Genomic DNA, 13,396 nt, shown 5'->3' with positions numbered 1-13,396 from the left:
TTAATGAGTTAATCGGCATTTAATGCAGGAGACAGGAGTTATTTTTTCTCCCAATCCCCCACTTTACTTGATCCCTGTGTTCTTGTTTTCAGTTTTCATTTTGGTGGGGAAGGCAGGGAAAACTGTTTAATTGCCAAGTTGGACTTTTGACTATTGACTAAACTACTCCGTTTAGTTTAGCATTAATTGAACTGAACAGTTTAGTTCAATTAATGCTAATGGTAAAAGGTGAACAGTATGGTACAGAACTGGAAACTAGAGGATTTGAAGTCTTCCCAAAATCTTTTGCGATCGCCTCTTACACTAGCAGTAATTACATCTTTGCTAATCGGTGGAGCTAGTGTTTATACGGTTCTAAAGTTTCAGGCTACGGCTAATGAGAAGCCAGCTACGCCAGTAGCTGTTCAACCAGTGGTAAAAACAGTTACAGCATTAGGACGCTTAGAACCGAATGGAGAAGTAATGAAATTATCTGCAACTTCTTCGACTGAGGGAAGTCTGCTTCAGAAACTCTTAGTGAAAGAAGGCGATCGCGTCAAGGCTGGACAGGTAATTGCCATTATGGATAGCCGCGATCGCTTGCAAGCTAGTTTAGTGGAAGCCCAAAAACAAGTTCAAGTTGCCAAATCCAACCTTGACAAGGTAAAAGCGGGAGCAAAACAGGGAGAAATTGGAGCAAAGCAAGCTGCTGTCAGCCGTCTGCAAGCCGAACTAGAGGGAAACATCAAAACTCAGCAAGCCACAATCGATCGCCTAGAAGCCGACTTACAAGGACAAAGAGAGAGCTTACAAGCAACGGTGGATCGCGTTGCAGCCGAAAAGCGGAACGCTCAAGTAGAAGTGCAACGCTACGAAGCTTTATACAAAGCAGGGGCAATTTCCAGTCAGCAAGCCGATCAAAAACGCTTGAGTGCAGAAACTTCTACTCAGCAGGTAATTGAAAACCAAGCCAACAAAACAAGAACTGTCGCTACTTTAAAACAGCAGATTAAAGAAGCCAAAGCGAACCGCAACCAAACCCTCGCTAGCTTGCAACAACAAATTAACGAAGCCAAAGCCACTCTTAACCAAACAGCTGAAGTCCGTCCTACAGATATTGCCAACGCCCAAGCAGAGGTAGACAGCGCTCAAGCGACTGTGGCAAAATTTAGAGCGCAACTCGATCAAGCTTATGTCCGCGCCCCCGAAGCAGGACAAATTTTGAAGATTCATACACGAGCCGGAGAAACCGTTTCTAATGACGGGATTGTAGAATTAGGTCGAACCGACCAGATGTATGCAGTTGCAGAAGTTTACCAAAGTGATATTAACAAAGTGCGATCGGGGCAACAGGTAAAGGTAATCAGCGATTCCATTCCTGGAGAATTACAGGGAACTGTTGATTGGATTGGGATGCAGATACAGCGACAAAATCTTGTCAACAGCGATCCTTCTAGCAATATTGACGGCAGAGTGGTAGAAGTTCATGTGCGACTAGATGAAGCATCTACCATCAAAGCTGCCAAGTTTACCAATCTGCAAGTAAAGGCAGTGATAGAACTATGATTGGATTTATTCAACAACTGCGGCAGCGAACCCCTTTAGGATGGCTACAACTGAGTCACGAAAAAAGCCGTCTGTTGGTGGCATTGGGAGGTATTGCTTTCGCTGATATTTTGATGTTCATGCAGCTAGGGTTTCAGACCGCCTTGTTTGACAGTAATACTAAGCTGCACAACAGTATCCAGGCTGACATTTTGCTAGTTAGTCCTCAAGCCCGTAACTTGTTAAATGCGTCCACCTTTACGCGGCGGCGGCTGTATCAGGCAATGGATGTACAGGGGGTGAAGTCAGCAGAACCAATGTATGTCAACATTGTCGATTGGAAGAATCCTAAAACCCGCCAGAAGACATCTGTTTTAGTTATCGGGATTAATCCTGAAAAGCAAGCTTTTAACTTACCAGATGTGAATGGTCAGATAGATCGGGTGAAGCTACCAGATACCCTACTATTCGATCGCGCCTCTAGAGGAGATTATCAAGAAGCGATCGCTCAAGTTGCACAAGGGAAACCTGTAACGACTGAAATTGACCGCCGGACGATTACCATTAGCGGCTTATTTTCAATCGGCGCTTCCTTTGCAGCTGATGGCAACCTGATTACCAGCGACCAGAATTTCTTGCGGCTATTTCCGAAGCGAGAAGCAAGTAGTGTCAGTTTAGGTTTGATTCAACTAGAATCAGGCTATGATGCAAAACAGGTGAAAGCAGCTTTAGCATCTCATTTAGATAATGATGTTAAAGTTTTCACCAAAGCAGAATTTATCGAATTTGAAACAGATTATTGGAAAAAAAATACAGCCATCGGGTTTATCTTCAGCCTGGGTGTAGCAATGGGCTTTATGGTGGGCGTGATCATCGTCTATCAAGTACTTTCTACAGATGTAAATTCCCATATCAAAGAATACGCCACTTTCAAGGCAATGGGATATAACAATCTTTACTTATTAGGTGTGGTATTTGAAGAGGCGATCATTTTGGCAGTATTGGGCTTTATCCCAGGAGCAATCGCACCTTTAGGACTTTATGCTTTAACTCGCAACGCCACCAATTTACCACTTTACATGACCGTAGCACGCGCCTCCACAGTGCTAATCCTAACAATGGTAATGTGTATAATTTCTGGTGCGATCGCCACCCGTAAATTACAGTCAGCTGACCCCGCAGATATGTTTTAAATTTGTCATTTGTCATTGGTCATTGGTCATTTGTAAAGGACAAATGATAAATGACGAGCATCACGAGTAATCAAGATATTTATGAGTAGTCAACCTGTAATCTCTGTTAAAAATCTCGACCACTATTTTGGTAATGGCCAACTCCGCAAGCAGGTTCTCTTTGATATCAACCTGGATATTAACGCAGGTGAAATTATTATTATGACTGGCCCTTCTGGTTCTGGGAAAACGACACTTCTGACCTTATCAGGCGGCTTGCGTTCTGCCCAATCCGGTAGTTTGCAGATATTGGGACAAGAACTTTGTGGTGCTAGTACAGCACAACTTACCCAGGTGCGACGCAATAACGGCTACATTTTCCAAGCGCATAACTTGCACGGTAGCTTAACAGTACTCCAGAACGTCAGAATGGGCTTGGAAGTGCATAATAATATTTCGCCAGCAGAGATGAAAACTCGTTCAGCCCAAATGTTAGAAGAGGTAGGATTAGGGCATCGCCTGAATTATTATCCTGATGATTTATCTGGGGGACAAAAACAAAGAGTTGCGATCGCTCGTGCGTTGGTAGGTCGTCCTAAAATTGTCTTAGCAGATGAACCCACCGCCGCCCTTGACAGTAAATCGGGACGAGATGTGGTCAACCTGATGCAAACCCTAGCTAAAGAACAGCATTGTACCATTCTCTTGGTTACTCATGACAATCGCATTTTAGATATTGCCGATCGCATTGTCTACATGGAAGATGGCAAATTAGTAAATGACGGTGCTGTTGTTGCAGCCAGTTAGTTAGGTTGGTTGTTTTTTATTAAACTGATTCTATTCCTGAGAGGATTGCAACATTACTCTTGATGTAACCCATTGCTAAAGGAGATTGACCATTTAACAACAACAGAATCTGATTAAATATTTGTGGAAGAGTTGTACCATACAAATGCCAAAGCTTTTTCCAAAGTTGAGTTAATATGCGATCGCCTGCAATATCGTCAGTACCCGGTCGTAGCAACCAATGGGTTCGCAATATCTGAAAATGACGAATATCATGACTCTGCATAACCTTATAAATCTCTTGAGCAGCATATTCCACCAATTCATCTGTCACCACTTTCATTACTAGGGGTTGCAATGTAAATGAGGGTTCATAATCGCTGATCCATTTTTCTAAAAGCGATCGCCTTTCTAAGGCTACAATGCCCTCTAAAACCATACCTGGGTCAACGGATATTAGCAAATGGGTTTGCAATCGAGAGAATGAGACAGGTTCTTGCCAAATTGCCAACCAGTAGAGAATGTCTTGCTCTAAGCCGGAAAGTTGCTCAAATTGCTGTTTGAGAATTACACGCAAGCGATCGCCCACAATTAAAGTATTCTGACTCAAAAAAGCAGCAATATTCCCGCCAAATACAGACTGAATCAAGGGTGTTACCAGTTTCAGCGCCAATGGATTACCGCGATAAAGTTGAATTAATGCCGATAACCCTAGTTCTTTGCCTGTAAATCCCCTTGATTGTAATAATTCTATAGCTTCTGCTTTTGGCAGCCCTTTGAGATTTAAACAGCGAGATGTTTTTGTATTAATTTCGATATTCTTTAGTTGTTCACGGCTGCTAATCAGAATACAGCTTTGATGCCGTTCTCGACTTAGTTGTTGGATAAATTGACCATAGCTGAGGTTTTCTGGCTGGGATAAAATAGCCTCTAATCCATCCAATACCAATAGACAGTGACGTTTTTGTAACTGCTCTATGAGTTGTGTCGTACCTTGTTGAATATTCTGCACAACGCCTTGCTCAAAGGAGTTTAGCAGGCTATTCAGCAGAGAAATCAGAGATGGGGAAGTTTGCAGAGACTTCCAAATTAAACAATCAAATTTTAACTGAATCCGGTCTACTAAAGCCAGTGATAGGGCGGTTTTGCCAATACCAGCGATACCGTTAATAGTGACTAATTTACATTTTTGGCTAGCGATCCATTCTTCTAATTGTGCCAATTCCTGATTTCGTCCATAGAAGCTTTCGACATCAGGCGCTTCATTGCAATCTAAGTAAGGTGTGGGGATAACTACAGTAGATTCTAAGTCTGCATTGGATAATTCTGCGATCGCTTCCCAGTTTCCAATACCAACAGCTTGACAGATAGCGATGAAGATTTCTCGCTGAATGCGATCGCCTTGCCAAAATCGACGTAAAGTAGCTCTAGATGTATGGGCATCTTGCCACCAGCGTGCGGTGCTAGTTTTTGTCCAACCTAGACGTTGACGGGATTTTTCTATAATTGCGAGTCCTGCTGTTGATGCTTTCAGCGAGTTTGACATACATCAACTTTATAATTCACTATTTGAGCGTTTGCACATCAGGATAATTAAGAATTTTAGCATCAGCAGTTAATAAAAGACAATTATAAAATCTTGCTGTAGCCACAATCATTTGATCAAACGGGTCGCTATGGAATCCATTTAATTGAGTTGAATCAACTATTATTGGCAAAGACAAATTTAATAGTTGTACTCCCGGATAAGCTAAAGCAGCTTCTAGCCATTTATCAATATCTACAGGCAAAATTAGTCGCTTTTTTTCTACTAATTTCGCCACTTCCCAGCAAGAAAGAATGCTGATTCCTAAACCGTCAGATTCGTAATCTTGTAACCATTGTTGCTGTTTTTGAGTCAGTCGTGAATCGTTCTGTACCCACCAAACCCAGATATGAGTATCAAGTACAATCATTGTAAAACTTCCCAATCTTCCACAGCTACAGGTTCAGTTGGATCTTCATAACGGTAAGGCTGTGTATTGTGCAAAGGATAAAGATTTGTATCTGATTGAGATTTTAGTGCTACTTGCTTATCTGGAGTTTTCGCTTCCAGAATAATCACTTCCACAGCATCGCCTGCATGAAAAGGTAAACCCTGTAGCGTCAGAGTTCCATCTTCAGTTAACACGATTTTTATCTTGTGAGCATTCATATTTCAACTCCTAAATTATTGCCAAACAATTCTAATAACCCAATTTTAGCTACAAAAAACTATAAATTCGATATTGGATCGGTTAATAATTTTTCGTAGGTGCATAAAAAGCGGCAATTATTCCTTCAACGAAAGGAGCCGAGATTTTTTATTCTTTGAGAGACTGAAGCAACTGACTAGGACGTGCAACTTTTACACCAAGATAAAAATCAGGATAGCGAACAAATATATAATGCTCATACTCATACCAGTGCATCTCACCCTTTTCTTGGTTACACGTCTGACAAATTACCCAGAAATTCTTTAATTCCATTGATAACCAAGGATACTGCGATCTAGGAAGCTTATGATCTATTGTTTTACCACCCTTTTCAGCATACTTGTCTCCACAAATTGGACAGTACCAGTCTGAATTATCTCTCACCCAATTTTTACTTTCTTGGGTTGTACCACACTCATAATCACCATTAACATATCGCCAGTAATCGAATTTTCTATAATTTTCAAAATCTTGATGAGTTAGTTTATGATACCGCTTGCTACCAATTTCATCTGCAATATTAAATAATTCATTCAGTTCTTTTCCTTGAATGTTCACAGGATCTTCCTCTAATATTTGATAGTTCTATATGACTTCTGATTAGATTGCCTTTTATATGTTTTTTTTGTTTTATTACTAAAATCAATAATTTCTATTTCTGTATCAGGATACTGCCTATCTATCTCTTCTGCGATTTCATTTACTTCTTTAGCTAACTTGTAATTAGTCTCTTGTATTTCTTGAGAAGTGAGATATTTATTTCCAATTCGGTCTGCTTCTAAAAATAATTCTTCAAGGGTCAAGTCATCGAATTGATATTTATCTAAAAAATCCTTTATTTTATGATAGAGACTGATGAGGTTATTCCATCCAACATTCTTGTAACCTTCTGTTTTTAGCCAGTGTATATCTTCTTGCTTCAGCTTGTTTCTATTTTTTGAGTTAACACGTTGTGTATCGCGGTAACTCATCCCATTGAAAATTGTTTTTTTAGTTTTAAGCTCAGTCATAGAGTTACTTTTTACCCCAGGGTAGATTTGAATAAATGAATTACCGCTCTCCGAATTTCACTATCTTCATACTGAAGAATTTTCTTGGTGTTTATAGCTAGTTTTAGTCTGATTTCATCAACTAAATTTTTTAAGTCTTTATTGTCTTTCATGAGTCGCTCATTTACAACAATCAAATCCTTATTTTGAGAAGTTATAGCTTTGAGCCTATCTTCTACAAGATTATTTTTGTCGTATGAGCTTTGAATTTCATTTTCGCGTTTCTCCCTTTCCTGTCTTTGATAATTTATAAGCTGATCGATTTTTGCCGCATATTCCTTTTCTTTCCGCTCAAGCTCATTTGTTTTCTTCGTTACCAAACCTTTCTGAGCAGCTTGAAGACGCTGACGATTGATTAATTCAGAACCAGCAAAATGTGAAATAGCTCTACGAATAGTGATTTCATCAGGATTAGTCTTAAAGTCAATTTTCTCTAATGCACGTTTAGCATCTGCTGTTGTCCATCCTTCATCTTCAAGTAGCTTAATAGCCTGTGACTTATTCACTGTTCTAAGTTTATAGGGTATATTAATGTAATTTAGATTACGTGTTTTTAGTATAAAACACGTATACAGTAACTAGACTGGCAATTTTACTGAAAATCATTATTTACAAGTGAACCTACTACTGAGCATTAACTGAACACAAAACTGAGCATATTTCCCAGAAAAACACATTTACGCTAGAGACAGCAAACAAAAGCGTCAGGTAAATATTATGACTCAAACCCTAGAACAACAACCCAGTGGTTTATATCTGCAAAACTCCAGCCAACAGATTGCCTTTCCCCTCAAACACACCGAAGTAAAAGCCAAAATCACTGGTAGCATCTCACGGGTGGAAGTTACCCAAAGCTTTGAAAATCCCTTTACCACAACCCTAGAAGCCGTTTATATCTTCCCCTTGCCCGATGAAGCCGCCGTTGATGATATGCTGATTCGCATAGGCGATCGCACAATTCAAGGGAGCATCAAAAAACGCCAAGAAGCTGTAGCTATCTACGAACAAGCCAGAAAACAAGGACAGACAGCCGGACTCCTCGAACAAGAACGAGACAATATCTTCACCCAATCTCTGGCAAACATCAAGCCAGGGGAACAAATCGATGTGATTATTCGCTACAGCGACAGCCTAAAATTTGAGGGTGGAAATTACGAATTTGTTTTCCCAATGGTTGTTGGCCCCCGTTACATTCCCGGAATCACCATCGCAGAAGATGCAGTTGGGGGTGGTTCAGCCATTGCACCCATGACTTTAAATCAAGATACCGATTTAGTTCCAGATGCTTCTCGCTTAAACGCTCCCATTCTACCGTCAGGAATGCGATCGCGTTATGATATTAATGTCACCATAGAAATTAATGCTGGCGTTGAGATTCAACATATTAACTCACCCTCTCACCAAATCCAAATCATCCGTGAAGGACAGTTGGTAAATATCAAATTAGGAGGTGGAGATACCATACCCAACAAAGACCTAATTTTACGTTACCAAGTTGCCAGTAATAACATCCAAACAACCACGCTGACTCAAGCTGATGAACGGGGTGGACACTTTGCACTATACCTGATTCCCGCCTGTGAGTACCATGCTGATGAGATTGTCGCCAAAGATATGGTGTTTCTCATCGACTCCTCCGGTTCTCAAAGTGGCGAACCACTGATGCAATGTCAGGAATTGATGCGTCGTTTTATCAATGGACTCAACCCTGACGACACCTTCAACATTATTGATTTTTCCGATACCACACAGCAACTCTCACCCGTTCCCCTTCCCAATACTTCTGCAAATCGTTTATTAGCAATCAACTATATTAATCGCTTAAACGCTGGCGGTGGAACGGAGATGTTAGGCGGTATTCGCACCGTCTTAAATTTAAAAGCCACAAATCCAGGACGCTTGCGAAATATTGTTTTACTAACTGATGGCTATATCGGCAACGAAAACCAAATTTTAGCAGAAGTTAAACAGCGTCTCCAGCCAGGAACCCGCCTTCATAGCTTTGGTGCAGGTAGTTCGGTAAATCGTTTCTTACTCAATCGGATTGCAGAATTAGGACGGGGTATTGCTCGGATTATTCGTCACGATGAACCTGTAGATGAGGTGGTAGAAAAATTCTTCCGCCAAATAAATAATCCAGTTCTCGCAAATATCCAATTGCAATGGGAGGGTGATGGTGAATCCCCAATTATGTATCCTTCTACACTACCAGATTTATTTGCAGAGCAACCATTAGTGCTATTTGGACGCAAACCAGACGCGCATTCTGGAAAGTTGCACATCACTGGCATTGCTGCGGGTGGTAGGCGTTATCAGCACAGTTTTTACCTAAATTTTCCCCAAACAGGTAATCCCGCTATTGCTCAACTTTGGGGACGTTCCCGCATCAAGGATTTAATGAATCAAATGGTGAGTGGAGACACAAAGGGACGTGTGGAAGTATTGACAGATACGGCTCTGACTTATCAACTGTTATCGCAATATACCGCTTTTGTTGCTGTCAGCGATGATATCAGAGTCAATCCCAACCAAGATTTTATATCTGTGCAAGTACCTGTAGAAATCCCTGAAGCAATCAGTCATGAAGGTATTTTTAGTAACGTACCTTTTGCTGCTGCTCCTGGCGATGGAATGGCAAGGAGTCGCAGGGAAGCAAAGAAACAAACTGCACCACCCGTATCATCTCCAATGTCTGTATTACCACCACCATCCCCAATGTCTGCACCCGCAAAACCGATGCAACGGTTTGAAGAAATGGAGTCATTGGCGATGGAACGCGATATTCCAGCATCAGAGCTAGAAATCGGATTTGCAGATGATGATGATTTTAGTAATCTTGATAGCCTATTATCAGTTCCCGAAAGATCGATGCCACAATTGGAAGATTCAAAAGCCTTACACAAAGAAGAATCTTCTGTTCCTCGTTTAGAGGTTGTGAACGTGACAGGATTGAATCAGCAGATGATTTTTCTGTTGACTCAATACTTGCAATCAATTCAACTCCCTAGAGGTTTTGGTGGTGATTTGGTGTTTGAATTCCAACTTAGCCGGGGACGGGTGAGACAGTTAGTACTGGATGAGCAGGCTTCATCTCTGAAGGAACAGACAGTGATTGAATTAATTAAGCGATCGCTTTTAGCTTGGCTACCCTCCCAGACTCTCACCAGTACTGTGCTGTTAACACTTCGGATTCAACCGTAATTGCTCCTTTATTAATATAGTGGAGAGCGATCGCTAAAAGGGTTGGCGTAGGCATCGCTACCCCCTCACAGGTATAGGTATTTAACAAATGTGGCTGAAATGGGGTTTTTCTGTTGGTTGAGACTCAAATTTTAATTTCTGATTTCCCACCCAAGAATGAAATTTCGTTATTTGAACCAGATTTAGAACTCTGTTTGAGAGTGCCCACTCATGCCAAAATAAAAAAACCTATATCTGTGAGGTAGGGTGCAATACTTTTCGAATCAACCCCTTTTCAAAAAAACTCTAAGTGGTAATACAAGATAAGTCAATTTTGCTACCGTTAGGTTGGTGACATATCTAGATTCAAAGAAGTAAGAAAAGTGAAAAATACATCAACAAAATTGGCTCAGATTTGTAAACCAGTTTTTTTAGCAAAAGTACTTGATACAAGTACTTTTGTCTAGATTAGTTACTACCACAAAAAAAACTGTCATAATTACAATCAGGTAAACACTCACTTCAGAAATATATTAAAAATAGAGATTCAATAATTTCTCCATACTGAAGTCTTAAATGCTATTCAAAATTAGAATATTTTTCTGCAAGCAACAATTTCACAAAACGTAAGACATACTTCTGATGTATTTTCTTCGTAGTTATGGCTGAAATTGTTAAGTTTTATGTTGAAATTAACGGTACTTGTTTTTGTAGTGTTGTCTATGTTTTATATTCTAGTTTTAAAAGATGCTGACACGTCTATGGTTTATATGCTTGGTGCAATAGTTTGTACACTTTTATCAATAAACAATAAACTCTAATCTAGAAATTAATGGCTCTTTAGGGACTTCCAAATAAAACAATATTCCAAAACTAACGCAAATAATTCTCTCTATCTCTTATCCCTCTGTGTTCTCTGTGTCTCTGCGGTTCGTTTATTTGGATAATTTATTTCTTGGAAGTCCCTTAGTACGTATAACGTACAACACTTATTCATTGCATGAATACGAAAATGCAGAGGTGTAATACCAATTTAATGTGAAGTTGCACATATCTTGATCCCTCTAAATCCCCCGATAAATTGGGGGACTTTGATTGATGTTTTTCTGGTTCCCTCCTTATTAAGGCTACGGTGTACACACAAGTCTGATAATCTAGCCTCACAACGTTTTGATCCCCCCTAACCCCCCTTAAAAAAGGGGGGAAAACTTCTTAAAGTCCCCCTTTTTAAGGGGGATTTAGGGGGATCAAACCACATTTTGCACCTGGCACAGAGATGTGTGTACACCGTAGCTTATTAAGGGGAGCCAGCGCGGTCTTCTCTGCAAAACGCTACGCGTTAGCGAATCTGCGAGCGTCTGGGGTCTCCCCCGCCGCAGGATGCGCGAAGCGCTGTAGTGGAGCGACTGGCGTGGGCTAGCTAGGGGGGATCGAATTCTATGCAGCTTCATAAAAAATTGGTATAACCAAAAAATCATAGAAAGCAAAGATATTTGATGTCTACAACCCTTACAGCAGTTTTCATGTATTTGAACCACATCCGTGGTAGGGCACAAGCCCTTGCGCCCCTACCTATGGTCTATTTACCTGAAAATCGCTGTAATTAGCCTTTGGTGTTTTCGAAGCATTCTGTTACGCAGATCAAGGGCTAATGTTATAGTAGTATAGGAAATGAGTTAACATTTCCCTCAATTCACGGCATTTGCATATAAAATAGATACTCGAATGCGTGAATAAATATCTGGAGAGGTGTCCGAGTGGTTCATGGTGACGCACTCGAAATGCGTTTTGGGGAAACCCAACGGGGGTTCGAATCCCCCCCTCTCCGTTTAAAAATATTTCTCAAGAACTGGACAAACAAATTGTGTTTGGCTTGAAAACTGGCAAGTATAATTATTTGCAAGTGGAACGTTCTTATATTTACGTGTCTACTGAGTCAAATATTGCCCAAAAACACTAAAATATACAGCGCCAACCCAAATTTTTGGGATAAACTAATGCCATCGTGTGAGGAGTGAACGATGGCAAATATCAGCTTGGAGAAAGGGTTTTCATTTAGTTTTATCAGTATCTGTTTATATCTGGGTATTAGTATAGGAGTCGTTATTCGGCTTGGGCAATCACAGCAATTAAACGCTGCGACTACACCCACTGAACCTGTATCATTACCCTTTGCTATTCCTGAACCTAGATCATTAACACCAAAAAAGCAAATTTCTTCAGGTATTATTACTATCAAAGCTGTTGGAGATATTATTCCCGGCACTAATTTTCCTAACTATAGATTACCCCAATTTCGAGAGCAATTATTACCAAAGTCAGTGAGATTCCACTTGCAAGGATCAGATATTTTATTTGGTAACTTTGAAAGTAGCTTAACTAATTATCCTTACACTACTAAAGATACTAGTAGAGGACAAGTGTTTGCTTTTCGATCTCCACCTGGATATGCTCGGCTATTTGCTGAAGCTGGTTTTAATGTGTTTAATATGGCAAATAACCATGCAATGGATTTTGGCCCGGTAGGGTTCAAAGATACAAAGAAAAATCTTGAGGCTGTGGGCATTGCAACATTAGGTCATAAAAATCAAATTCTTTATTTGAAAGCTAACAATATCCGTGTGGCAATGGTCGGGTTTTCTCCCTATGAAATGTATAATTCCATCCATAATTTAGGAGCAGCCCAAGCACTTATAGCAGAAGCAAAAAATAAAGCAAAGATTGTAGTAGTATCGATGCACGCTGGAGCCGAAGGGACTGGGGCACTACATATTAAGAATCAGACAGAGTTTTTTTATGGAGAAAACCGAGGTAATTCAATCCAGTTTGCTCGAAATATGATTGATGCGGGAGCAGATTTAGTACTAGGACATGGGCCTCATGTTCCGAGAGCGATGGAAATTTATAATGGAAAAATCATTGCCTATTCTTTAGGAAATTTTTTAGGATATCGAACTTTGTCTACAAATGCCCAGACGGGTGACTCGATGATTTTAGAAGTTAAACTCAACTCTATGGGAAATCTGGTATCAAGTAAAATTATCCCTGTGCGGATGAATCGCCAAGGAATCCCTCAAATCGATCAACATTTTCGGACTGTGAAACTTATACGTGATTTGAATAATCAAGCTTTTCCCAAAAATCCGGTAAAGATTAATAAGAATGGCGAAGTTGTTGTACAGAAAAGGAGATCAGGAATTTAGCTGACAATAAAACAAAATCTACTTGTGATTTTTATAATAAAAGTTACACAATAAATATTAATTTGACAAGTTTTTATAAGATGAATCTAGAATGCCGAAAAGCCCCATCAGGAAAATCCTTAAACGTTTAAGGATTTTCCTGATTAACTGATATACTTGAGTTTGGACTAATTTGCATTTAGCAGCAATGAATAGAAGACAAGAGAAAGTTACCCAACTTCTTTTAGGGGCTGAGTTAAGTGGAATCG

11 protein-coding genes and 1 tRNA gene are annotated in these 13,396 nt (G+C 40.1%); 6 read left to right on the top strand and 6 right to left on the bottom strand.

Annotation, left to right across the window (positions count from 1 at the left end):
• The first annotated feature begins 237 nt into the window (after window positions 1-237).
• From V7K69_RS21255 to V7K69_RS21245, 3 genes are all read left to right on the top strand, one after another.
• The gene (locus V7K69_RS21255; protein ID WP_335037922.1) at window positions 238-1,545 is read left to right on the top strand and encodes an ABC exporter membrane fusion protein; all 1,308 of its coding nucleotides are present in this window, start codon (window positions 238-240) and stop codon (window positions 1,543-1,545) included.
• Window positions 1,542-2,717: an ABC transporter permease DevC gene (gene devC, locus V7K69_RS21250; RefSeq protein WP_335037920.1), complete on the top strand. Its 1,176-nt coding sequence runs from the start codon at window positions 1,542-1,544 to the stop codon at window positions 2,715-2,717. Before V7K69_RS21255 ends, devC begins: the two co-directional genes overlap by 4 nt.
• A gap of 81 nt (window positions 2,718-2,798) precedes the next feature.
• Window positions 2,799-3,503 carry a DevA family ABC transporter ATP-binding protein gene (locus tag V7K69_RS21245; RefSeq protein WP_335037918.1) on the top strand — a complete coding sequence of 235 codons (705 nt, stop codon included), beginning with the start codon at window positions 2,799-2,801 and terminating at the stop codon, window positions 3,501-3,503.
• 19 nt (window positions 3,504-3,522) lie between these two features.
• On the opposite strand, the gene V7K69_RS21240 is transcribed toward V7K69_RS21245, so the two are convergent.
• The 6 genes from V7K69_RS21240 to V7K69_RS21215 form a co-directional block, all read right to left on the bottom strand.
• Complete coding sequence (locus V7K69_RS21240) at window positions 3,523-5,028, bottom strand: NB-ARC domain-containing protein (protein ID WP_335037916.1); 1,506 nt, start codon at window positions 5,026-5,028, stop codon at window positions 3,523-3,525.
• 19 nt (window positions 5,029-5,047) lie between these two features.
• Entirely contained in the window at window positions 5,048-5,437 is a 390-nt protein-coding gene (locus V7K69_RS21235) for a type II toxin-antitoxin system VapC family toxin (RefSeq protein WP_334844764.1), read from the bottom strand.
• A complete protein-coding gene (locus V7K69_RS21230) occupies window positions 5,434-5,676 on the bottom strand; it encodes a hypothetical protein (protein ID WP_334805345.1) in 243 nt (80 codons plus the stop codon). Before V7K69_RS21230 ends, V7K69_RS21235 begins: the two co-directional genes overlap by 4 nt.
• A 148-nt stretch (window positions 5,677-5,824) precedes the next feature.
• A complete protein-coding gene (locus V7K69_RS21225) occupies window positions 5,825-6,274 on the bottom strand; it encodes an HNH endonuclease (protein ID WP_335037913.1) in 450 nt (149 codons plus the stop codon).
• 11 nt (window positions 6,275-6,285) lie between these two features.
• On the bottom strand, window positions 6,286-6,726 hold the full coding sequence (locus tag V7K69_RS21220) for a hypothetical protein (protein ID WP_335037911.1): 441 nt from the start codon (window positions 6,724-6,726) through the stop codon (window positions 6,286-6,288).
• 11 nt (window positions 6,727-6,737) lie between these two features.
• Complete coding sequence (locus tag V7K69_RS21215; RefSeq protein ID WP_335037909.1) at window positions 6,738-7,271, bottom strand: hypothetical protein; 534 nt, start codon at window positions 7,269-7,271, stop codon at window positions 6,738-6,740.
• 211 nt (window positions 7,272-7,482) lie between these two features.
• Here V7K69_RS21215 and V7K69_RS21210 point away from each other — a divergent pair, with 211 nt between their 5' ends.
• From V7K69_RS21210 to V7K69_RS21200, 3 genes are all read left to right on the top strand, one after another.
• Complete coding sequence (locus V7K69_RS21210) at window positions 7,483-9,966, top strand: VIT domain-containing protein (protein WP_335037907.1); 2,484 nt, start codon at window positions 7,483-7,485, stop codon at window positions 9,964-9,966.
• Between the two features lie 1,722 nt (window positions 9,967-11,688).
• Window positions 11,689-11,773 (top strand) — tRNA-Ser (locus V7K69_RS21205).
• A 193-nt stretch (window positions 11,774-11,966) separates the two neighbouring features.
• Window positions 11,967-13,148: a CapA family protein gene (locus tag V7K69_RS21200; RefSeq protein ID WP_335037904.1), complete on the top strand. Its 1,182-nt coding sequence runs from the start codon at window positions 11,967-11,969 to the stop codon at window positions 13,146-13,148.
• Window positions 13,149-13,396: the final 248 nt, after the last annotated feature.

This window comes from Nostoc sp., assembly GCF_036917775.1.
In the GTDB taxonomy this organism is placed as follows: Bacteria; Cyanobacteriota; Cyanobacteriia; order Cyanobacteriales; family Nostocaceae; genus Nostoc.
This window is presented reverse-complemented; position numbering and strand designations above follow the sequence as displayed.

Excerpts from the sequence above, each read along its gene's own strand:
- V7K69_RS21210 (WP_335037907.1), top strand. The coding sequence starts at position 7,483 with ATGACTCAAACCCTAGAACAACAACCCAGTGGTTTATATCTGCAAAAC.
- devC (WP_335037920.1), top strand. The coding sequence starts at position 1,542 with ATGATTGGATTTATTCAACAACTGCGGCAGCGAACCCCTTTAGGATGG.
- V7K69_RS21240 (WP_335037916.1), bottom strand. The coding sequence starts at position 5,028 with ATGTCAAACTCGCTGAAAGCATCAACAGCAGGACTCGCAATTATAGAA.
- V7K69_RS21230 (WP_334805345.1), bottom strand. The coding sequence starts at position 5,676 with ATGAATGCTCACAAGATAAAAATCGTGTTAACTGAAGATGGAACTCTG.
- V7K69_RS21200 (WP_335037904.1), top strand. The coding sequence starts at position 11,967 with ATGGCAAATATCAGCTTGGAGAAAGGGTTTTCATTTAGTTTTATCAGT.
- V7K69_RS21245 (WP_335037918.1), top strand. The coding sequence starts at position 2,799 with ATGAGTAGTCAACCTGTAATCTCTGTTAAAAATCTCGACCACTATTTT.
- V7K69_RS21220 (WP_335037911.1), bottom strand. The coding sequence starts at position 6,726 with ATGACTGAGCTTAAAACTAAAAAAACAATTTTCAATGGGATGAGTTAC.
- V7K69_RS21255 (WP_335037922.1), top strand. The coding sequence starts at position 238 with ATGGTACAGAACTGGAAACTAGAGGATTTGAAGTCTTCCCAAAATCTT.
- V7K69_RS21235 (WP_334844764.1), bottom strand. The coding sequence starts at position 5,437 with ATGATTGTACTTGATACTCATATCTGGGTTTGGTGGGTACAGAACGAT.